General features: G+C 35.5%; 19 protein-coding genes and 1 riboswitch. Of the genes, 14 read left to right on the top strand and 5 right to left on the bottom strand.

The annotated features are described in order from the left end of the window. Positions 1-591 carry a DNA-binding response regulator gene (locus tag ACNQGN_RS16535; RefSeq protein WP_417988942.1) on the bottom strand — a complete coding sequence of 197 codons (591 nt, stop codon included), beginning with the start codon at positions 589-591 and terminating at the stop codon, positions 1-3. A gap of 643 nt (positions 592-1,234) precedes the next feature. Here ACNQGN_RS16535 and ACNQGN_RS16530 point away from each other — a divergent pair. The 5 genes from ACNQGN_RS16530 (at position 1,235) to ACNQGN_RS16510 (ending at position 8,808) form a co-directional block, all read left to right on the top strand. Next, positions 1,235-2,215 (top strand): pyruvate dehydrogenase complex E1 component subunit beta, encoded by a 981-nt coding sequence (locus tag ACNQGN_RS16530; RefSeq protein ID WP_417988941.1) that lies wholly within the window; start codon positions 1,235-1,237, stop codon positions 2,213-2,215. Between the two features lie 133 nt (positions 2,216-2,348). After that, positions 2,349-4,835 (top strand): DUF5686 and carboxypeptidase-like regulatory domain-containing protein, encoded by a 2,487-nt coding sequence (locus tag ACNQGN_RS16525; RefSeq protein ID WP_417988940.1) that lies wholly within the window; start codon positions 2,349-2,351, stop codon positions 4,833-4,835. A gap of 162 nt (positions 4,836-4,997) precedes the next feature. Beyond that, a complete protein-coding gene (locus tag ACNQGN_RS16520; RefSeq protein ID WP_417988939.1) occupies positions 4,998-5,600 on the top strand; it encodes a DNA-3-methyladenine glycosylase family protein in 603 nt (200 codons plus the stop codon). 106 nt (positions 5,601-5,706) lie between these two features. Beyond that, on the top strand, positions 5,707-6,237 hold the full coding sequence (locus tag ACNQGN_RS16515; protein ID WP_417988938.1) for an inorganic diphosphatase: 531 nt from the start codon (positions 5,707-5,709) through the stop codon (positions 6,235-6,237). Positions 6,238-6,348: 111 nt separating this feature from the next. Further along, positions 6,349-8,808 (top strand): sodium-translocating pyrophosphatase, encoded by a 2,460-nt coding sequence (locus ACNQGN_RS16510; RefSeq protein ID WP_417988937.1) that lies wholly within the window; start codon positions 6,349-6,351, stop codon positions 8,806-8,808. An 86-nt stretch (positions 8,809-8,894) separates the two neighbouring features. Here ACNQGN_RS16510 and ACNQGN_RS16505 read toward each other — a convergent pair whose 3' ends face one another. From ACNQGN_RS16505 to metK, 4 genes are all read right to left on the bottom strand, one after another. Further along, on the bottom strand, positions 8,895-9,296 hold the full coding sequence (locus tag ACNQGN_RS16505; RefSeq protein ID WP_417988936.1) for a hypothetical protein: 402 nt from the start codon (positions 9,294-9,296) through the stop codon (positions 8,895-8,897). Positions 9,297-9,490: 194 nt separating this feature from the next. Then, positions 9,491-10,105, bottom strand: a complete 615-nt coding sequence (locus ACNQGN_RS16500; RefSeq protein WP_417988935.1) for a deoxynucleoside kinase — start codon at positions 10,103-10,105, stop codon at positions 9,491-9,493. Next, a complete protein-coding gene (locus ACNQGN_RS16495; RefSeq protein WP_417988934.1) occupies positions 10,105-10,896 on the bottom strand; it encodes a hypothetical protein in 792 nt (263 codons plus the stop codon). Before ACNQGN_RS16495 ends, ACNQGN_RS16500 begins: the two co-directional genes overlap by 1 nt. A gap of 115 nt (positions 10,897-11,011) precedes the next feature. Further along, positions 11,012-12,262 carry a methionine adenosyltransferase gene (gene metK, locus ACNQGN_RS16490; protein ID WP_417988933.1) on the bottom strand — a complete coding sequence of 417 codons (1,251 nt, stop codon included), beginning with the start codon at positions 12,260-12,262 and terminating at the stop codon, positions 11,012-11,014. An 818-nt stretch (positions 12,263-13,080) separates the two neighbouring features. On the opposite strand from metK, the gene ACNQGN_RS16485 reads away from it, so the two are divergent. The 9 genes from ACNQGN_RS16485 to ACNQGN_RS16445 all read left to right on the top strand — a co-directional run bounded on the left by ACNQGN_RS16485 (position 13,081) and on the right by ACNQGN_RS16445 (position 23,022). Beyond that, a complete protein-coding gene (locus tag ACNQGN_RS16485; protein WP_417988932.1) occupies positions 13,081-14,373 on the top strand; it encodes an O-acetylhomoserine aminocarboxypropyltransferase/cysteine synthase family protein in 1,293 nt (430 codons plus the stop codon). A gap of 539 nt (positions 14,374-14,912) precedes the next feature. Beyond that, a complete protein-coding gene (locus tag ACNQGN_RS16480; RefSeq protein WP_417988931.1) occupies positions 14,913-15,122 on the top strand; it encodes a hypothetical protein in 210 nt (69 codons plus the stop codon). A 231-nt stretch (positions 15,123-15,353) separates the two neighbouring features. Next, positions 15,354-15,479: riboswitch (SAM riboswitch) on the top strand. A 78-nt stretch (positions 15,480-15,557) separates the two neighbouring features. Then, on the top strand, positions 15,558-16,535 hold the full coding sequence (locus ACNQGN_RS16475) for an alpha/beta fold hydrolase (protein ID WP_417988930.1): 978 nt from the start codon (positions 15,558-15,560) through the stop codon (positions 16,533-16,535). Between the two features lie 11 nt (positions 16,536-16,546). After that, entirely contained in the window at positions 16,547-18,961 is a 2,415-nt protein-coding gene (thrA, locus tag ACNQGN_RS16470) for a bifunctional aspartate kinase/homoserine dehydrogenase I (protein ID WP_417988929.1), read from the top strand. Between the two features lie 63 nt (positions 18,962-19,024). Beyond that, complete coding sequence (locus tag ACNQGN_RS16465; protein WP_417988928.1) at positions 19,025-19,450, top strand: OsmC family protein; 426 nt, start codon at positions 19,025-19,027, stop codon at positions 19,448-19,450. 60 nt (positions 19,451-19,510) lie between these two features. Next, positions 19,511-20,683 (top strand): trans-sulfuration enzyme family protein, encoded by a 1,173-nt coding sequence (locus tag ACNQGN_RS16460; RefSeq protein WP_417988927.1) that lies wholly within the window; start codon positions 19,511-19,513, stop codon positions 20,681-20,683. A 188-nt stretch (positions 20,684-20,871) separates the two neighbouring features. Next, positions 20,872-21,282 carry an RrF2 family transcriptional regulator gene (locus ACNQGN_RS16455; RefSeq protein ID WP_417988926.1) on the top strand — a complete coding sequence of 137 codons (411 nt, stop codon included), beginning with the start codon at positions 20,872-20,874 and terminating at the stop codon, positions 21,280-21,282. Positions 21,283-21,402: 120 nt separating this feature from the next. Beyond that, complete coding sequence (locus ACNQGN_RS16450; RefSeq protein ID WP_417988925.1) at positions 21,403-22,305, top strand: sulfite exporter TauE/SafE family protein; 903 nt, start codon at positions 21,403-21,405, stop codon at positions 22,303-22,305. 15 nt (positions 22,306-22,320) lie between these two features. Beyond that, complete coding sequence (locus ACNQGN_RS16445; protein WP_417988924.1) at positions 22,321-23,022, top strand: phosphoadenylyl-sulfate reductase; 702 nt, start codon at positions 22,321-22,323, stop codon at positions 23,020-23,022. The last annotated feature ends 67 nt before the right edge of the window (positions 23,023-23,089 follow it).

Raw genomic sequence — 23,089 nt, 5'->3', positions numbered from 1 at the left:
TTATACCCATTTCAGTTTTGATGCCAGTGCAATTAATTCTGAGGAAGATTTCATATTGTATTTCCTCATTAAATTCTTTCTGTGCGTTTTAATTGTATGTTCGCTAAGATACAATGAATTAGCAATAGCTTTACTATTTAATCCTGTTGACAGCAGTGTCAATATTTCTATTTCTCTGTCGGAGGGTTTTGTATAATTTGGCGAAGTAGATCTGACGTCAATAACTTTCATCGCTATATTGACAGCGACTTCTAATTGTCTTGTGGTGAATGGTTTAATTAGATAGGAGATCGGCTCTGTCTCCAAAGCGGAGTCTATATAATCTTCGTTGGAATATGCGGTTAGATATATCACAGGAATCCAATATTTTTGTTGCAGACATTTCACTATTTCAATACCGTTGAGATTGTCTGTCAGGTTTATATCACTAACAATAAGGCTGACGTTTTTCTCTGAAACAATTTGGATAGCCTCCTCTAGGTTGTTTGTTATCTGCACTGAAAAATCTCCGATGTTTTCTATAATTGCGGCGATATTCTCGGCGACAATCATTTCATCTTCAAGGACAAGAATGGTAAGAGGGTTTTTCATGGTATCGTATTTTGCTGTTTTATCGCTAAATCATTACTCTGCAGGTCTTTTGAATTCAAATTTATTTATAAAGATTTATTCTTCGTGATTTTTTCTTTAAATATCAAAATTTCTTCAAGAATAATTTTGTTTTCAATTAATTGGAGCTTTAAACTAATGGAAACAGTATTGCTTAAAGGAAGTTAACCGCTATCAAAATGACTTCGAATTAACAAATCTAATTTTTTTTATAAGTTTTTATCTACCTATTAATAGGTATTTTTTCGCGTTATATGGCGATGCTTTATGCTTTTGTGCTTTCTTAATAGAAGAATATGAATTTTTGAAAAGAGGTGAATTGTGTATTTTATGGGCTGTATCAGTGAAAAAAATCCAACAAAAAGAAACCAAATTGTTGCTTTCGAATTCTGGTTTAAGAGGGGTAAGGAGAGGAGAAGCTGGCTGAGATGTGTAAATTCTCGACACTATATCGATTTCGTAGGTGCGATAGCAGCGGTGTCCTGGCCGTGGTTCCTTTAATTACAGGAAGATAAAGCCTCTAGCCAAAGACAGCTCCTGATTATTTTAAAGTTATTTATGCCTTTAAGTGGTTTTAAATATTTATTTTTGCTTTTCGAAAATTACACATATACAACATACAACTATGAGAACTATACAATTTAGAGAGGCCATTTGCGAAGCAATGAGTGAAGAAATGCGTCGCGATGAGTCCATATACTTAATGGGTGAGGAAGTTGCAGAATATAATGGTGCCTACAAAGCATCTAAAGGAATGCTAGCTGAATTTGGCGAAAAAAGAGTTATTGACACTCCGATTGCGGAACTTGGTTTTACAGGTATTGCAGTAGGTTCAGCAATGAATGGATGTAGACCAATTGTTGAATATATGACGTTCAATTTCTGTTTAGTAGGGATTGACCAAATTATAAATAATGCTGCCAAAATGCGTCAGATGACAGGTGGACAATTTAATGTACCTATCGTTTTTCGTGGTCCAACAGCTTCTGCTGGGCAATTGGGAGCAACGCACTCGCAAGCACTTGAAAACTGGTTTGCGAATACTCCGGGTCTTAAAGTAATAGTTCCATCTACGGTTTATGATGCAAAAGGATTATTGAAATCAGCTATTCGTGATAATGATCCTGTGATTTTCATGGAGTCAGAACAAATGTATGGTGATAAAGGAGAAGTTCCTGAAGGAGAATATACGATTCCAATTGGTGTTGCTGATATTAAGCGTGAAGGGACTGATGTAACGATTGTATCTTTTGGAAAAATCATCAAAGAAGCTTTTATTGCTGCAGATGAATTAGCAAAAGAAGGAATTTCATGTGAAATTATCGATTTAAGAACCGTTCGTCCTTTGGATTTTGAAACAATATTGACTTCGGTACGAAAAACAAACAGATTAGTTATTCTTGAAGAGGCCTGGCCTTTTGCAAGTGTTTCTTCTGAGATAACGTATTTAGTTCAAGAGCGTGCTTTTGATTTCCTTGATGCGCCAATCCAACGTATCACAACGGCTGACACTCCTGCGCCTTATTCTCCGGTATTGCTTAAAGAATGGTTGCCTAATGCGGGAGATGTAGTAAAAGCGGTTAAAAAAGTACTGTATAAAAAATAGGTTGTACAGGGTATTCGATTTTAGGTTAAATTTAACAACCAGCCCTTTAATTATCGAATAATCTAGCGGTCTAATTAACTATATTTGAAACTTCATCAATTATTATTTGATGAAGTTTTTTTTTTGAATGACTATGAAAAAGAATTTTTTGTTTCTCTTATGTTTTTTATTTGTTTCGGTGAATGTTGTTTTTGCACAAACAAAAGTAAGTGGTGTTGTGATAGACAAATCAAATCAGCCGATTCCCTTTGCTAATGTGGTTTTCAAGAACTCGAGTGAAGGCATTGTTACCAATGAAGACGGTCGGTTTTACCTTGAATCCGAAAAAAACTATACTACTTTAGTAATATCCTCGGTAGGGTTTTCTGAAAAGGAAATTACCTTAGATAAATCGGTGAATTATAATTTTAAAATTCAGCTCAACGAAGCCGAGAGCCTTAGTGAAGTAGTTGTTTTTACAGGTAAAACTTCAAAAAAAAACAATCCTGCACTTGATATTCTGAGGAAAATTTGGGAAAGGAAACGTCAAAATGGGTTGTATTTATTTGACCAATATCAAATGGAAAAGTATGAGAAAATAGAATTTGACATGAATTCTATCGATAGTGCTTTTATGAAAAGTAAACTTTTTAAGGGGATGGAGTTTATTTTCAACCAAATGGATACCTCAAAAATTACCGGTAAAACGTACTTGCCCATTTTTGTAAATGAATCGCTTAATGATGTTTACGGGGATAACAAATTAAAGAAAGTAAAAGAGAAAATAAAAGCCAATAAGACTTCTGGTTTTAATGGGAACCAACAGATTTTGACGTTTGTAAAGGATTTGTATTCCAATTATGATATCTATAATAATTACTTAACTTTTTTTGATAAAAGTTTCACGAGCCCTTTGTCCAGAACGGGTATTGATGTGTATAATTATGTATTGAAAGACAGTGCTTTCATTGATAAAAAATGGTGCTTTAATATTGTATTTTACCCGCGACGCAAAAACGAATTAACTTTCAAAGGTGATTTTTGGGTCAATGATTCAACATTTGCCATTAAGAAAATTAATATGGCAGTTACCAAAAGCGCCAATATCAACTGGGTAAAAGATATTTATTTGGAGCAGGAATTTGAAGTGGTCAACGATTCTGTTTTCTTATTAACCCGAGATTATTTGATGTCTGATTTTGCTTTAAACAAAAAAGAAAAGTCAAAAGGGGTTTACGGTAAGCGAACCACTTTCTACAGGAATCATCAATTCAATAAAGAGAAACCACTTGCTTTCTATAAAGAAGAGGTTAATTATATGGACGCTGAGGTTTACAACAGATCCGATGAGTATTGGAATGAGAATCGATTCGAGAACTTAACTAAGGATGAACTGGGTGTTTATAAAATGCTGGATACGCTTCAAACGGTTCGAAAATTCAAGCAAATATACAGTACTGTTCAAGTTCTGGCTAGCGGATTTTTGCAATTTGGAAATTTTGATTACGGTCCTCTTTTCTCCACATTTGGATACAATGAGGTCGAGGGTGCGCGATTGCGTGCAGGAGGAAGGACGTATTTTGGAACGAACGATACCTGGCGTTTGCAAGGCTATACGGCGTATGGTTTTAAGGACGAAAAATTCAAGTATGGATTTTCCGGTAAGTGGATGGTCGATAAGAAAAAGAGAATTATTTTGTCTGGAGGTAACAGGCGTGACATTGAGCAGATTGGTGCCAGTTTAACGACGACCTATGATATTCTGGGCAGAAGCTTTGCTTCGTCCTCTGTGTTTTCATCAGGAAGTAATGGGAAATTGACCAATATCAACCTGAGTAATATTGCGGTGGAAATAGAGCCTGTTAAAAATTTAATATTTCAAACCGGGATTTCGTATCGCACCCTGGAGTCGGCTTCTCCAACATTTAGTCTGGATTATTATACAGATATAGCCAGTGGTACGACAAAAAGTGACGTTAAACAATCCGAAGTTAACTTCCAGGTTGAATACACACCAAAGAGAAAAACGATTGGATTTGCCGTAGAAAGAGAAAATGTTGACAGTCCATACAGCCGCTTTTTTGTAAATTACAGTCATGGTTTTAAAGGATTGCTGAATAGTGATTTCAAATACGATAAAATACAATTGTATTACAAACAACCGATAATTATTGGGCCATTGGGGCGTACGAATATAATTATGGAAGTGGGGAAAACCTTTGGAACCGTTCCTTTGGGACTGATGAGTGTTATTCCGGGAAATCAAACCTTTTTTACCCTTGAGAATACTTTTAGCAATCTTAATTTTTATGAGTTTTTATCCGATCAGTATGCTACTTTGCAGTGGAATCACAATTTCAATGGCCGATTTTTCTCCAGAATCCCATTTATGCGAAAACTCAACTGGAGAGAAATCGTATCGGTAAAAGGTGTCTACGGTACTATTTCAGAGGAGAACAGAGCCATAAATGCTTCTGGTTTGGCTTACAACGCACCCGAAAAAGGGTATTGGGAATACAGTGCTGGAATTGGGAATATTTTCAAAGTATTCCGCATCGATTTCGCCTGGCGAGGTAGTTATCTCAATACGCCTGATACACATCGTTTTTCAGTAAAAGGGTCATTTGGATTTAATTTTTAATAAAAGGGAACGCCTAAATTGTCATTGTGGCGATAACAGGAATCAGGAGCTTTGTTCTTTGTGAGTTCGTTTCCGTGTGTCCAGCTGTTTACGATATCTTTTTGGTTTTGAAAAAAGCAATAAAAAGAGGCCGTTTCCATCTGGGTTAAAAAACATCAGATTATGCAACATGCCATAGACTATCTTTTAGAGAAGGATGCCATTTTCAAAGTGATTATTGAAAAATACGGAATGCCAACTATTCCTAAAAGGCCTCAGGGATTTGAGACTTTAGTATTGTTGATTTTAGAACAACAGGTATCTATAGATTCGGCCAAAGCCACTTTTTTAAAATTAAAATCCAAAGAAAAGGCATTTGAACCTGCTGCACTTCTTGATTTAGCAGACGACGAATTCAGGAATCTTGGCGTAAGCCGTCAAAAAACGTCTTATATTAAAGCATTGTCAACGGCAATACTCAATAAAGATATTGATTTGGAAAGTTTGCCAGCCAAACCGGCGCAGCAAGTTCGAGAAGAACTGATCAAGATCAAAGGGATAGGAAATTGGACAATCGATATCTACCTGATGTTTTGCCTTCAGGAACCAGATTTACTTCCCCTGGGTGATATTGCTGTAGTAAACACCATAAAAGAATTGCTGGATATTCACAATAAAGAAGAAATGGAAGTCCATACTATAAAATGGAGTCCCTATCGTTCCGTTGCCACCTACCTTTTATGGCATCATTATTTGAACAAAAGAAATAGAACGGTGGTTTACTAAAGTGCTGTTTGTTAAAATTTAATCAACAGATAACCTAAATTTTTCATTGTTGAAAGGGATTCTTTACTTATTTTTGCAACCATAAATATAGAAACGAAAAACTAAAATGACTGCAGACAAATTAACAACTTTCGATGTCTTAATCGAAATACCAAGAGGAAGTAGAAATAAATACGAATATGATTTCGAAATAAAAAGAATGCGTTTTGACAGAATGTTATTCTCGTCAATGATGTACCCGGCTGATTACGGATTTATTCCTGAAACATTAGCATTAGACGGGGATCCTTTAGACGTTTTGGTTTTAGTAAATGAACCAACTTTTCCTGGATGTGTAATGGAAGTAAAACCTATCGGTGTTTTTCACATGGCGGATGATAAGGGTCCAGATGAAAAAGTTATCTGTGTACCGGTTTCAGATCCAATCTGGAATTCATTAGAAAACTTATCGGATATTAATCCACACCTATTAAAAGAAATTGAACACTTCTTTCAAGTGTATAAAGACCTTGAAAATAAAATAGTTGATGTTGAAGGTTGGGGAGATGTAAATGAAGCGTTTGCAATCATTAAAGAATGTACCGATCGTTTTAATCAAATAGAAAACAAACCAGAGGGATTATTTAGTATTAAATAATTTTAGCCCATAATTTTTACAAAAAAAGCAATATTCCGTTAGGAGTATTGCTTTTTTGTTTAAATTCGTTTTGTTACATTAACAATACTAACCAAAAACCAAAAGAAATTTATGAATACAATAATGATTTACTTGCCGATAGTTATGGCAATTGTAGGACTTCTGTTCATGTGGGTTAAAAGAGCTTGGGTGTTAAAACAAGATGCGGGAGATGGTAAAATGAAAGAGATTTCAGATTATATCTACGAAGGCGCATTAGCCTTCCTCAAGGCAGAGTATAGATTATTAGCCTTCTTCGTTGTTGGCGCAAGTATCGTTTTAGCAGCGGTTTCATTTGTGGTTCCTACAACACATATATTAATAGTAGTTGCTTTTGTTTTCGGAGCTTTTTTCTCTGCATTAGCGGGGAATATGGGAATGAAAATAGCAACAAAAACAAATGTTAGAACAACGCAGGCCGCACGTACCAGTTTACCGCAGGCATTAAAAGTTTCTTTTGGTGGTGGAACGGTAATGGGATTAGGTGTTGCGGGTTTAGCGGTTTTAGGTTTAACTACATTCTTTATTTTCTTTTTCCACTTTTTCATGAATGGAACCTGGACTTCAACAGAAGACATGACCATTGTTTTGGAGACATTAGCAGGGTTTTCTCTTGGAGCGGAATCTATTGCACTTTTTGCAAGAGTTGGTGGTGGAATTTATACAAAAGCTGCCGATGTTGGAGCAGATTTAGTGGGTAAAGTAGAGGCAGGAATCCCAGAGGATGATCCTCGTAATCCGGCAACTATTGCCGATAACGTGGGAGATAATGTGGGAGACGTTGCAGGAATGGGAGCTGATTTATTTGGTTCTTATGTAGCGACCGTTTTGGCTGCGATGGTTTTGGGGAACTATGTTATCAAAGACATGGGAGGAAATATTCAAGATGCTTTTGGCGGAATCGGACCAATATTATTGCCAATGGCGATTGCCGGTTTTGGAATTTTATTTTCTATAATCGGAACAATGTTGGTAAAAATCACAGATGATAATGCCAAAGAAGCTCAGGTTCAGAAAGCGTTAAATATAGGTAATTGGGTTTCTATTGTCTTAACGGCTATAGCATGTTTCTTCTTGGTGCAATACATGTTGCCAGAGACCATGAAAATGGATTTCTTTGGCGAAGGAACTAAAGATATTTCATCCATGAGAGTGTTCTATGCAACTATTGTCGGGTTGGTAGTGGGAGCCGTTATTTCTTCGGTAACAGAGTATTATACCGGTTTGGGTACAAAACCAGTTATGGCAATCGTGCAAAAATCCAGTACTGGAGCAGGAACAAACGTTATTGCAGGATTGGCGACAGGAATGATTTCTACGTTCCCAACTGTTTTATTATTTGCTGCTGCAATTTGGACTTCGTATGCTTTTGCAGGATTTTATGGTGTGGCTTTGGCTGCCTCGGCGATGATGGCAACAACTGCAATGCAACTGGCAATCGATGCTTTCGGACCTATATCTGATAACGCAGGTGGAATTGCAGAAATGAGTGAACTCCCAAAAGAAGTGCGTACCAGAACTGATATTTTAGATTCTGTCGGAAACACAACTGCTGCAACAGGAAAAGGTTTTGCAATCGCGTCTGCTGCATTGACATCATTAGCTTTGTTTGCGGCGTATGTTACTTTTACAGGAATTGATGGAATCAATATTTTCAAGGCACCTGTTTTAGCTATGCTATTTGTAGGAGGAATGATACCTGTGGTTTTCTCTGCCTTAGCCATGAATTCTGTTGGAAAAGCAGCGATGGATATGGTGTACGAGGTACGTCGCCAGTTCAGGGAAATTCCCGGAATTATGGAAGGAACCGGAAAACCAGAATATGCTAAATGTGTTGATATTTCAACTAAAGCGGCTTTACGCGAAATGATGCTACCGGGAATTTTGACTATCGGTTTTCCAATTGCCATAGTGCTGCTTGGAAAAGTAGTTTATGGCGACAATAATCAATTAATTGCAGAAATGCTGGGAGGTTATATGGCTGGAGTTACCGTTTCTGGTGTGCTTTGGGCAGTTTTTCAAAACAATGCGGGAGGTGCCTGGGACAATGCCAAAAAATCTTTTGAAGCAGGAGTTCTGATAAATGGCGAAATGACCTATAAAGGTTCCGATGCGCACAAAGCAGCTGTTACCGGAGATACCGTTGGTGATCCGTTCAAAGATACCTCTGGGCCATCAATGAACATTTTGATTAAATTAACGTGTTTGATTGGTCTTGTAATTGCACCTATTTTAGGCAGTGGCAGTCATACGATTTCCAATATGGCGTCTTGTTGCGCCAACAGTGAAATGTGTGCTTCAATGTCAAAAGAAGAGTGTATAGCAAAAGGATGTACTAGTAAAACGTGCGTGCATATGAATGCTGCTGTAGCATCAACTGGCGCAGTTTCTAAAGAAGTTTCCATTGAAAAAACTTCGGTTGACGGAAAAGTTAAAGCAACGATTAAAACAACCGTAAACGGGAAAGTTGATATTCAGAATTTTGAAGGAACCGATGCAGAAGTTCAGGCAAAAATCGATGCGTCAAAATAATTGATTTTGTTGGTAAAATAGTAAATGCCCGGCAATTTGCCGGGCATTTACTATTTTATATTCTTTGTGTCGTATTTCCTGAATATTCAATAATCCCATTCTCCCCAACCATCACCCAAGGTAGAAAGTTCGACAGCTGCAACAACTAAAAGAACAATCCCTAAGGAACCGACAACAATGGCAACATTTCCGACTGTTGTTGCTGTTTTATCCAGAACACGTATTGTTTTTAAATCACTTTCAGTGAGCGGTATTTTTTCAATTCCGGCTCTGGTTTTTATGCGGCCATAATAAATGCCCTCAATTTGTTCAATCCTGGTAAATTTGAGTTTTGTATTGTCAGACTTAATGACTAAAACTTTTCGATTTGCAGTTGCAGCCTGTTCTAAAGTTACAGGCGTTTTTTTATAAACGCTGCAGCTTTGCAGTACAAGAGCAATGACCAGTAAAAAACAAACAGTTTTAGTTTTAAAATTTTTGAGTTTCATGATTTTTAGATTTTAATTAATAATCAGAAAAACCAATTGATTAGTGCTTTATGTATGATAAATTAAGGGGAATCAAAATAAAATGCATTTGCGCTTTCTTTGTAAAGCAATGTATTGATTTGCAAAGGTATAAAAATTAAAAATGCCTCACGGTTGTTGTGAGGCATTTTTAATTTTATACTTTTTGCAGTGTTCTAAAATAGTCCATTCAGTTCTGCATTAATCCTATTTAAAATAGTTCCTAAATCCTCCGGATTGTCAACAAAATTAATATTGTCTACGTCTATTATTAATAGTTTTCCTTTGTTGTACGTATGAACCCATGCTTCATAACGCTCATTCAGACGACTTAAATAGTCAATAGAAATGGAGTTTTCGTATTCGCGACCGCGTTTGTGAATTTGTCCCACTAGATTTGGGATGGAACTTCTCAGGTAAATTAGCAAATCGGGTGGTTTTACCAATGATTCCATTAATTCAAAAAGAGTAGAATAATTCTGAAAATCACGATTGGTCATTAGACCCATTGAATAAAGGTTGGGTGCGAAAATGTGGGCATCTTCATAAATCGTTCTGTCTTGAATAATTTTTTTTCCGCTTTCACGAATTTGCATTACTTGACGAAAACGACTGTTCAAGAAATAAATTTGTAAATTAAAAGACCAACGCTCCATTTGATGATAGAAATCATCCAGATATGGGTTATCGACAACATCCTCATAATGGGGTTCCCATTTAAAGTGTTTGGCCAGTAATTGTGTCAAAGTTGTTTTTCCTGATCCGATGTTTCCTGCTACTGCTATGTGCATTACGGTATTGTGATTTTATAATTTGTAATTCCTTCTGATGTAAAAATAGATAAAATTTGGTCTTTGTAGCAGAATTTTTTAAACGTTTTTTCTAAAATTTCAATTTCAAATTTTTGGTTCTTTTCGAGGTCTTCAATAGTAAGAATTGCGTTCTTTGAAATAAGGAATTGATTGTTATTAATGATTTCTATCGCATCAAAATCGGGTGTTTTTGTCTTCCTTGTTATTTTTCCAAAAATGTCACAGGAGAACCAATTGTTTTTTTCGTCGATCCAGTAAAAAGTATTAAAATCAGACTGATAGTATTTAATGCTTTCCGGGAATGAGGTAGAAATGGCTTTGTAGTTATTTTTTAAATAATCGTATAGTCCAATTTGCTGATTCAAACTATTGTAAACCCACAATTGATTTTGAGAAGCTATTCCGATGGCGTTCGCAACAATTGGGATTGTGTGTTGTGAAAAGTTAATATTTTGAATTTCGCTTAGTTGATTGTCAAGTAGGATAACGGTATTGAAGTTTTCATAGAATAAAATAATTTTCAAAGGGTTTTGCAAATCTACTTTCGTGATTTTGCCCAGAGAAATGTTTTTATACTCTATAGCTTCGCTGTCTTTCGTTTTAGAAAAGACATTGTTTTTGATGGTGTAATAAAAACCAAATTGATCGTATCCTAAAAATTGATCCGCAGCAATAGTTACGTAATTAATCTTTGTGGCAAGTAGTTTTTGATTTTGTCCGGTTGCAATCCAGGATAAGGTGAAAAAAAATACTGTAATAAGGTTTTTCATAATGCAGGCAAATTACAAAAAAGAATTAGGTTTAGTTCTTTGCAAATGTCTAAAAGCATAAAAAAAACCATTCGCACTTGTCGAATGGTTTTGTATATAGAATAATTCCGGATAATTACAGTCCGAAAGCCGTCTTCACTTGGTCCACAAAATCTAATTTTTCCCAAGTAAACAATTCAACAGTAACCGTTTTTTCGTTTCCGCCTGGAGCAGAAAAAGTTTTAGTTACGGTTTCTGGCGTACGTCCCATGTGTCCGTAAGCAGCGGTTTCGCTATAAATAGGATTTCTTAATTTCAAACGTTGTTCAATAAAGTAAGGACGCATATCAAAAATAGCTTCTACTTTTTTAGCAATTTCACCATTGGTTAAGTTTACTTTTGATGTTCCATAGGTGTCGATAAAAATACCCATTGGTTTTGCAACACCAATTGCATAAGAAACCTGTACTAAAATTTCATCTGCAAGACCTGCTGCAACTAAGTTTTTAGCGATATGACGTGTAGCATAGGCTGCACTTCGGTCTACTTTACTTGGGTCTTTTCCAGAGAATGCACCACCACCGTGAGCCCCTTTTCCACCATAAGTATCCACAATGATTTTTCTTCCGGTAAGTCCGGTATCTCCGTGAGGTCCTCCAATTACGAATTTTCCGGTTGGATTGATATGGTATTGGATTGTATCGTTGAATAGGTGAGCATGTGTTGGATTTTTTGCAATAATCCTTGGGATCAATATTTCAATAATGTCTTTCTTGATTTTTGCAAGCATTGTTGCTTCCTCATCAAAATCATCATGTTGTGTTGAAATTACAATAGCTTCGATACGAGTTGGCTTATTGTCATCGCTGTATTCTAAAGTTACTTGTGATTTTGCATCAGGACGCAAATAAGTAATTTCGTTATTTTCACGTCTTAAAATAGCTAATTCCTGCAATAATTTATGTGATAAATCAAGTGCCAACGGCATGTAATTTTCCGTTTCATTAGTAGCATAACCAAACATCATTCCTTGATCACCGGCTCCTTGATCTTCAGGATTTGCTCTGTCAACCCCTTGATTGATATCAGCGGATTGTTCATGAATAGCAGAAAGAATTCCACAAGAATTGGCTTCAAACATGTATTCGCTTTTTGTATAACCAATTTTCTTGATTACGTCACGAGCGATTTGTTGTACGTCTAAATAGGTGTTTGATTTTACTTCACCAGCCAAAATTACCTGACCAGTAGTTACTAAAGTTTCGCAAGCTACTTTTGAGTCAGCATCAAATGCTAAAAAATTATCAATTAATGCATCTGAAATTTGATCTGCAATTTTGTCTGGATGTCCTTCGCTTACAGATTCTGACGTAAATAAATAGGCCATAATAATTATTAGTTTAAAAATTAAGCGAGAAAAAAATAATTGCTGAAAAGTACTAAAGAAGAGTTTCTGCTTTAGCATTTTTTCTACTGAAAAATTCTCAGTATCCATAATGAATTCGTTTCATTATGAAGAGGTTGCAATCAGTTCAAATTTTTCCTCTTGTATTTGGGTGCAAATGTATGAAACCATTTTGAATTGCAAATTAATCTTTGGTTTTTTTTAATTTAATTAGAGAGAATTTAACATATCCTACAAGTCCCATGGGGTATATTAAAAATGTTGACTTTTATTTGGTGGATTCAAAAATACTTTGCAACTTTGCGTTATCAAATAAAGAAAAAATGAAATCAGTTACTATCAATATGTGTTGCATGATGCCGGAGACTTCCGCAGGGTTCGCTATTGTATAGTTTTAAATTTTAAAAATATAACAATTAAGACCTCTGCTAACCGCGGAGGTTTTTTGTTTTATCCCAGTTCCATTTTTGACAGATGAAAAATAAATAGAAAATAAATTCGATTTTATATAATTAAAAAAAAAGCTGAAGTAAGTCAGTAAATAGGATGCGTAGAACAGTAGCAAATAATAGGATGATGTGTGGTATGATGCTTAGGTGCATCCCAATTTGCTATTGCCAAAAGTGAAAGATTTAATCTTTGTTATAGTTGAACTATAAGTCCTTTTGGTAAGCCATCCAAAAGGACTTTTTTTTTAAGGGAACAATACGAAAACACGAAATAAAGTAAAATAAGCAACAGGTATCGCACGCTAAAATTAATAACCAAATAAATAATACTAATCGTAAAATCTAAAAATTATGAGCACACAAAAATTTGCAACAAATGCATTACACGCAGGACACGACGTAACAAAAAACGCAGGAACCAGAGCAGTTCCTATTTATCAAACCAGTTCTTACGTTTTCAATAACTCAGAACACGCCGCTAATCTTTTTGGTCTTGCGGAACCCGGATTCATCTATACCAGATTAAACAATCCGACAAATGACATTCTGGAACAGCGATTGGCAACTTTAGAAGGAGGGATCGGAGCAGTAGTTACCGCATCTGGAACAGCTGCAATTGCCACAACATTATTGGTATTGCTCAAAGCTGGAGATCACATTGTAGCTTCGAACAGTTTGTATGGGGGAACCTATAATCTATTAAAAGTTACCTTACCAAGATTAGGTATCACAACCACATTTGTAGATCCATCCGATCCGGTTAATTTTAAAAGTGCGGTTAAAGAAAATACCAGAGCATTTTTTGTGGAATCTTTGGGGAATCCAAAGTTAGATGTACTGGATCTGGAAGCTATTTCGGCTGAAGCAAAGGCATTCAAAGTGCCTTTTATTGTTGATAATACGGTTGCATCTCCGTATTTACTGAATCCAATTCAATATGGAGCCGATATTGTTATTCATTCTTTGACAAAGTACATAACAGGTAACGGCACTTCTCTTGGAGGTGTTATTATTGATGCAGGAAATTTTGACTGGACAAATGGGAAATTCCCTGAATTTACAGAGCCTTCTGCAGGTTATCACGGATTAGTCTATCACGAAGCACTGGGAAATGCAGCTTTCATTGCTAAAGTTCGTATCGAAGGTTTGCGGGATTATGGCGCTGCTTTGAGTCCATTCAATGCCTTCCAGATTATTCAAGGATTAGAAACGTTGCCTATCCGTATTCAGAGACACAGCGAGAACGCGTTGGCTTTAGCCCAATGGTTAGAAAGTCAGCAAGAGGTGGCATGGGTAAATTATCCAGGATTGAAATCGAGTAAATACTATCGATTAGGACAGCAATATTTGCCAAAAGGGCAAAGTGGTGTGGTTACTTTTGGGTTAAAAGGAGGATTTGAAGCTGCTAAAAAAGTAGCCGACGAAACTAAATTGTTCTCCCTTCTGGCGAATATTGGTGATACAAAATCGTTGATTATCCATCCCGCAAGTACCACACATCAACAATTGTCTGAGCAGGAACAGATTGCAACCGGAGTTTCCAAAGATTTAATCCGACTTTCTGTTGGTTTAGAAGATATTGAAGATTTGAAAGCGGATTTGAACGCTGTTTTCGAAAGCATAAAAAAATCGCAATTAGTATAGATTTATTGCTTTTTGGTTCGTTAAGTCCTTAGGAACAATTGCATTAGGAGCACTGGTGCAATTGTTTTGTGATTTTTAAAAATTTTATTTGGAAAAGTCAAAAACAATTAGCATATTTGCTACAAGAAAAAAAAACAAAGATGAGATTTAATGTGTGCAATATGTCAAAAGCCATTCAGGAAGAATCCTGCGGGTCGTTTATTGCTTAAATTTAAATTAAAATTTATATAGCAAAAAGCCTCCCGGATAACGGGAGGCTTTTTTTTTGAAATGCATCGATTGTAATTTTTTAAACCTAAAAAACAAGAATAAAATGAAAACGATAAAACAACAGAAAGCAAATAATTCAAAGGTCAAAAACATGATTTGTGCCAATGCCTTTATGTGTCTTGATGTCTGTTGATTCCAAAAGTATAAGTTTATCACACAACTTAAAACCCTTTTGGATACGTATCTAAAAGGGTTTTTTCATTTATTCTGAATTTGTTTCGGAAGTAGCATCAATCAAAAAGAAAAATAATATCTAATACCTAAAAATTATGAGAACAATAAAATATTTCCCAAGGACCTTTCGGTTGCTAAAAAAATTTAGTTTCAGGAACAGAATAGAAAACAGTGAGGATTCAAAAAACGAATTGATTCATCCGCGATTTGAAATAGCGAAAAACGATCCTCTGGCGCAAAAATTAGTGCCTAATTCTTTGCTTTTTCTAATGTATTCAAAAGAAAATGAGGAACTTTTTATTTAAAAAACCGAATTCCAATATCCGTCTTGATGCCTTGATATTGTGCTCTAAGTTGTTGTTTCGGCGAAGAATAGAATCCACTTAATGGGGTTCTTTCTTCGTCGAAAAGACAATTGCAGATTCATTTCTCCGAAGTGTTTTTCTGCGAAACAATTGGAATCAATTCACATAAAAATTTGGTTGTTAAAAAAAATAGTAGTTAATTTGTGCCTTTAAGTTCAAAAACGTATTGAAATGTTATAAAGAAAGGCAGAGGGATTAGACCCGATGAAGCCTTAGCAACCCTTCGGTAAATCGAAGAAGGTGCTGCATTCTACCTTTGTTCTGAATTTGTTTCAGAATCTAAAGGAAAGATAACACAAAGAAATTCTTCTAGTTTACTTCTAGCTTTCTTTTTAATATTTCCAGCACAAATCAAAAATCATAAAAGATTTGAAATTGGAAAATAAACCAACACCTATTACATTATATAATTTCACCACCGAAAGTGGGGCTTTTTATGCTGCCTTAAACTTAAGTTTTCAAGTTTTTGGTCCGGCTTTACATACGGCTCCAATAGTTTTGGTAAATCATGCATTGACTGGAAATTCCCAAGTTGTGGGAGAGAATGGTTGGTGGAATGATTTAATCGGTGAAAATAAAACTATAGATACAACTCAATATACCATACTGGCTTTTAATGTTCCTGGAAATGGTTTCGATGACACCGTCACTGAAAATTATCTGGATTTTAATGCCAGAGATATTGCCAAAATTTTTATTCAAGGCGTTCACTTCCTTCAAATCAAAAAACTATTTGCTATTATTGGCGGATCAGTAGGTGGTGGAATTGCATGGGAAATAGCGGCTTTGGAACCAAAAATCACGCAGCATTTAATTCCTATTGCAACCGATTGGAAATCTACCGACTGGTTGATAGCCAATTGCTTTTTACAGGAGCAAATTTTGAATAATTCTTCAAAACCTATTGAAGATGCCAGGATTCATGCGATGCTTTGCTATAGAACTCCGGAATCTTTTACGGCAAAATTTCAGAGAACCACTAATGAAGAATTAGCTATTTTTAATATAGAGAGCTGGTTGTGTCATCATGGTGAAAAACTCCAGAAACGCTTTCAGCTTTCATCGTATAAAATGATGAATCAATTGCTTAAAACCATTGATATAACCAGAAATAGAGGCTCATTTGAAGAAATTGCATCTAAAATTGAAGCTGATATTCATATCATTGGAATCGATTCAGATTTGTTTTTTACAGTTAGTGAAAATAGAGCGACGTATCAGGAATTAAAAAAATATAAAAATAATGTCACGTATCAAGAAATTGTTTCCATTCATGGACACGATGCATTTTTGATAGAATACAAACAACTAGACAATTTGCTTGCAACCATTTTTGGTGGCAATACACTATAAAAACATACACAATGAAAATATTGAAATTTGGAGGTAAATCTTTATCGAATGGCGAAGGGTTAAACAAAGTAGTCGCTATTATTACCGATAAAGTAAGACAGGGAGAAAAAATTGCTATAGTAGTTTCGGCAAGAGGAAATGCTACAGACGAGTTGGAAGAAATTTTAGGAGTAGCCTCAAAGAATGGTGATTATAAACCGTTATTTGAAGATTTCAAAAAATACCAACAAGACGATTGTCAAGACGTAAACCTGTCGGAAGAATTTAATGTTTTGGAAAAACTTTTTGAAGGAGTAAGTTTAATCGGGGATTACAGTAATAAAATTAAGGATCAGGTCCTTTCAAAAGGAGAGTTGCTTTCTGCAAAATTGCTGACCGCTATTTTGATTAAAAATGGAGTAAATGCTCGTTTTACGGATGCAAGAGAATTAATTAAAACGGATTCTAAATTTGGTGATGCGCAACCTTTGGAGCAAATTTCGAAGAAAAATGTAATCAACTATTTCAAACAAAATAACGGAACAACAGTAAATATTGTTACTGGTTTTATAGGTTCAAACACTAAAAATGATACCACAACTCTAGGAAGAAACGGTAGTAATTACACCGCTTCACTGATTGCTAATTATATTGATGCGGAAGAACTTCAGAATTATACGCATGTTGACGGAATTTATACCGCCAATCCTGATTTAGTTCCTGATGCGAAAAAAATAGACCATCTGACTTTTAACGAGGCGAATGAGCTGGCAAATTTCGGAGCAACGATTCTTCATGCCAAAACTATTATTCCTTTATTGGAAAAAAATATTCCGCTTCGTATTTTAAATACATTCAACCATGAAAATAAAGGAACATTAATCACTTCTAATTCGAATGCGGCAGGAATCAAAACGCTTTCAGTTCTTGAAAATGTTTCACTGGTGAATCTTGAAGGAAGGGGATTGCTCGGAAAAACAGGTGTTGATGCTCGTATTTTTAGAGTGATGGGTGATAATGATATTAGTGTTAGTATCATCTCTCAAGGTTCCTCAGAAAGAGGAATCGGATTGGTTGTTGCTGCTGATAAAGCTACTAAAGCAATGATTGAATTAGAGAAAGAATTCGAGAACGACTTCTATTCAAAAGATGTGAATAAAATCACGGTAACGGATAATGTTTCGGTGATTTCTATCATTGGTCAGGATTTGAGTACGTTCCATAAGCCTTACACGGCATTGATAAAAAATAAAATTGTTCCAATACTTTTCAATAATACCGTTACGGGTAAAAACGTGAGTTTGGTTGTGAAAAAATCGCAACTTCACAAGGCGTTAAATGTTATACACGGAGAGATTTTTGGAGTTTCCAAGAAAATTAATATTGCCATTTTTGGACATGGATTAGTAGGAGGAACGTTGATTAATCAAATACTGGAATCAGCTGCCGCTATTGAGAAAAGGAAAGATATAAAACTAAATGTTTTTGCAATTGCAAATTCTAAGAATGTGCTTTTAAATAAAAACAGCGTCACTCCAAATTGGAAAAATGAAATCCAGAATAATGGGTTTTCCTATACAATTGATGATGTTATCGCTTACGCTAATGAGCATCACTTAGAGAATTTAATTGCTATTGATAACACGGCAAGTGCTGCATTTGTAGAGAATTATATTCCTTTGATAGAGAATGGTTTCGATCTGATTTCTTCCAATAAAGTTGCGAATACATTAAGTTATAGTTTTTATAAAAAATTGCGTAAAGTATTGGCCGATAATCAAAAGAGTTATTTGTATGAAACCAATGTAGGAGCGGGATTGCCACTGATAGATACGATAAAACTATTGCACCTTTCAGGAGAAAATATTACAAAGATCAAAGGTGTTTTTTCAGGAACATTGAGTTATTTGTTCAATAATTTTTCTGCAAAAGACGCACCATTTAGTGAAATATTAAAGGAAGCTATTGATAATGGTTATACCGAGCCGGATCCAAGAGAAGATTTATGTGGGAATGACGTCGGCAGAAAATTATTGATTTTAGCAAGAGAACTGGATCTGCAGAATGAATTTGAAGAAATTAGCATTCAAAATTTAATTCCAGAACATTTGCGTGAGGGCGATGTATCAGATTTTCTGAATAAATTAAAGGAATTTGATCCTATTTATACTAAAATTAAAAAGGAGCAAAAACCAAATCATGTTTTACGATATATAGGTGAATTGTCAGGAGATTTGCAAAATGACAAAGGAAATCTGGAGGTGAAGTTAGTTTCTGTCCCTTCGGATACGGCTTTGGGCGGATTGAAAGGGTCGGACTCTTTTTTCGAAATTTACACAGAATCCTATGGTGACAGACCAATTGTAATTCAAGGCGCAGGCGCAGGTTCGGCAGTTACTGCAAGAGGGGTTTTTGGCGATATTTTGAGATTATCAGATAAAGGGTAAGAGGTAAGAGTGCAGTCCACTCGAAGCTTAGATAATACGATTGAAAAATTAAATAAAATTAAAATGAAAATACAATTAGAAAGAATAAACGATAATTACCACTTCGAATTAAAAAACGAGCGTGGGCATGTTGTTAATGTAGACAGTCGACCGGAGTTTGGGGGAGATAATATGGGTGCAAGCCCAATGGAATTGGTATTGATGGGTGTTGCTGGTTGCAGTGCAATCGATATGATTTCCATTCTAAAGAAACAGCGTCAGGAAATTACTTCTTTTAAAGCTGAGGTTGAAGGGCTTCGTGTGCCGGTGGGAGAGGCGAAACCATTTAAAGAAATTGATGTTATTTTCTTTTTAGAAGGGCCTATTAATGAAGAAAAAGCAGCAAGAGCTGCGCAACTTTCATTTGAAAAATATTGCTCGGTTGCCAAAACGGTTGAGCCAACCGCTACAATAAAATATAAAGTAGTTTTAAATAATAAATCATTATAGTTAGTATAAAGGGATCGGAAGAATAGGCCAGGAACTTTACGCTTTAAACAAAAATTGAAAATGAACGAACAAGAATTTGGTTTCGAAACCCAGGCGATACGTACACAAATAGAAAGGTCACAATATTTAGAGCATTCTGTGCCTTTGTATTTATCATCCAGTTTTGTATTTGAAGATGCCGAAGACATGCGTGCTTCTTTTACAGAAGAAAAAGACAGAAATATTTATAGCCGTTTCAGCAATCCAAACACAACGGAGTTTGTAGAAAAAATTTGCAAGATGGAAGGCGCCGAAGCCGGTTATGCTTTTGCTACAGGAATGGCAGCGGTATATTCTACATTTGCAGCTTTACTTAATTCAGGAGATCATATTGTATCTGCAGGGAGCGTTTTTGGTTCTACTCACGCCTTGTTTACGACCTATTTTCCAAAGTGGAATATTGAAACTTCGTATTTTGATATTAATAAGCCGGAAACAATTGCCGACTTTATTAAACCAAATACTAAAATCCTTTACGCAGAATCCCCTACGAATCCTGCGGTAGATATTATTGATTTGCAGCTACTGGGGGATATTGCAAAAGAGCACAATCTGATATTGATTATCGATAACTGCTTTGCAACACCTTATATTCAAAACCCAATTAAATTTGGAGCGCATTTAGTGGTACATTCGGCAACAAAGTTAATTGACGGGCAAGGACGTGTTTTAGGCGGAGTTACTGTAGGAAGCGAAGATTTGATTCGTCAGATTTATTTATTCTCCAGAAATACAGGGCCAGCAATGTCACCGTTTAATGCTTGGGTTTTATCTAAAAGTTTAGAGACATTGGCAGTTCGTGTGGAAAAACACTGCGAAAATGCTATGAAAGTAGCTGAGTTTTTGGAAAATAATCCCAATGTAAATAGCGTGAAATATCCGTTCTTGAAATCACATCCGCAGTATGAGATTGCCAAAAAACAAATGCTATTAGGTGGGAATATCGTTGCTTTTGAAATCAAAGGCGGGATTGAAGCCGGAAGAGCATTTTTAGATAAAATTCAATTGTGTTCGCTTTCGGCAAATTTGGGTGATACCAGAACAATTGTAACACATCCAGCCTCTACAACACACAGTAAATTATCTGTTGAAGAGCGTTTAGCGGTTAGCATTACGGATGGTCTGGTACGTGTTTCTGTTGGTTTAGAAACAGTGAAAGATGTAATTGCTGATTTAGAGCAAGCCCTAAGATAGATTTTTGAGTGCCAGATTAGCGATTTTTGACAGCGGATTTAACACGGATCAAAAATCGTTAATCTTCATTCACTATTCTTAAATCAAAAAGTATATTTTTGTTGTTACAATAAAAGACATGTAGATTTCAGATTGCTTTGAAATCTGAAATCAAAAATCGGTACTATCCAATCTTATATTTTTTAAAAATGCTTTCAAAGAAAACAAAATACGGAATAAAGGCTTTAACTTTTCTGGCACGCCAGAAAGATCAAACGCCGGTGCAAATTGCTGAAATAGCAAAGAGTGAAAATATTTCGATAAAATTTTTAGAAAGCATATTATTGTTATTGCGTCATTCTGGTTTTTTAGGTGCTAAAAAAGGAAAAGGTGGCGGGTATTATTTGATAAAAGACCCAAAAGAGATAAATATGGCCCATGTTTATCGCATTCTGGAAGGTCCGATTGCGTTACTGCCCTGTGCGAGTCATAATTTTTATGAGCGCTGTGATGACTGTACGGATGAGGCCACCTGTGCGGTTCGTAAGCTAATGATGGAACTTCGCGACAACACACTTATGATATTGGAAAACAATTCATTAGCTGATATTGCATTTTAACAAATATTTTTTTTAAATAAGTTTTGTAATTAAGCAAAAAGTCTTATTTTTGCACTTTAATCTAGTATCCCGATAGGGTAGTAGATTTAAAAATACACAAAATAGCTGAATTAGAAAAACATGGACAAAGAATTGAAAGAAAACAATGTTGCAATAAAACCGGAGACAACTTTCGCCCAGCGTTTGTGGGTTATAATTCCTGTTGTTTTGTTAGTGGGATTGTTATCAACATTGATCTATAATCATTATTCCGAATTTTCCTGGGATGGTTTTATAGGTGGATTTAATCAGGAATTTTTAATCTTTTTCTTAATTGGAATTTTTGCTCAATTAGTGGATGGAACTTTAGGAATGGGTTATGGAGCAACATCTACTTCTTTTTTATTAGCCTATGGGATTCCGCCGGCAGTTAGTAGTACAGGAGTTCACGTTGCTGAAATGTTTACTACCGGAGTATCTGCTATTTCTCATCATAAATTTGGAAATATCAATAAAAAATTAGTGCGACACTTGCTTATTCCAGGGGTTTTGGGTTCGATAGCCGGGGCTTATTTGTTGGCAGATGTGATTGATGGAGATATGATTAAGCCTTTTATTGCTGTTTATATGATTGTTTTGGCATGTATCATTATTAGAAAGGCATTAAAAAAGAATATCATTAAAAAGAAAACTAAAAAATTAGGTATTTTGGCTTCTTTTGGAGGTTTTATGGATGCTGTAGGTGGTGGTGGATGGGGGCCGATTGTGACTTCAACTTTACTTGGAAACGGCAGACACCCTCGATATACTATTGGTTCTGTAAATGCAGCTGAGTTTGCGGTTGCTTTTGCCAGTGGTGTTACATTTATGCTTTTTGGAGGAATACAAGGATGGCAGGTGATTATCGGTTTAATTTTAGGCGGTGTGATTGCTGCTCCAATTGCAGCTATTTTAGTCAATAAAATTAAAAGACAACCTATGATGATTTTGGTAGGTATTTTAATTATCATTTTGAGTTTAAGAACCTTGTCAAAATTATTATAAAAGAGAAACGGAATTATGAGCAAAGAAATAGTACAGGCATTATTGGATAAAACAAAGGATTTTTCCATTGAGCAAACATTAGCTTTTTTGGCTAATGAATACAAAGGTAAAGTTGTTTTTTCTACTTCTTTTGGACAGGAAGACCAAGTGATAACAGCTTTAATTGCAAAAAATGATTTACCGATTACCATTTTTACATTGGATACCGGAAGATTATTTCAAGAAACGTATGATGTTTTTCATAAGACATTGAAAAGGTATAAAATCGACATTAAAACGTATTTTCCAGAAGCAACTGCTGTAGAGGAATTACTAAATAAAAAAGGTCCAAACAGTTTTTACGAATCGGTTGAGAATAGAAAAGAATGTTGTTTTATTCGAAAAGTGGCTCCGTTGACTAAGGCTTTAGAAGGAAATGAAATTTGGATTACCGGTTTGCGTGCCGAGCAGTCAGAAAACAGAAATGATCTGGCAGCTTTTGAATACGATGCTAATTTTAAGCTGATAAAATTCAATCCATTATTGAAATGGACGTTAGAAGAAGTTCAGCAATATATTGACGATAATAATGTGCCTCAAAACACATTGCACAAAAAAGGATTTGTAAGTATAGGTTGTGCTCCTTGTACGCGAGCAATTGCTCCTGGCGAAGATATAAGAGCGGGAAGATGGTCATGGGAATCGAGTCATAAAGAATGTGGTTTGCACCAAAAATAATAGTTTAACTGTTTATTTGGTTAATCGTTTTAACGAGTAACCGAATAATCAACAATCAAATAAACAA

It is taken from the genome of Flavobacterium rhamnosi (assembly GCF_048286515.1).
In the GTDB taxonomy this organism is placed as follows: domain Bacteria; phylum Bacteroidota; class Bacteroidia; order Flavobacteriales; family Flavobacteriaceae; genus Flavobacterium.
This window is presented reverse-complemented; position numbering and strand designations above follow the sequence as displayed.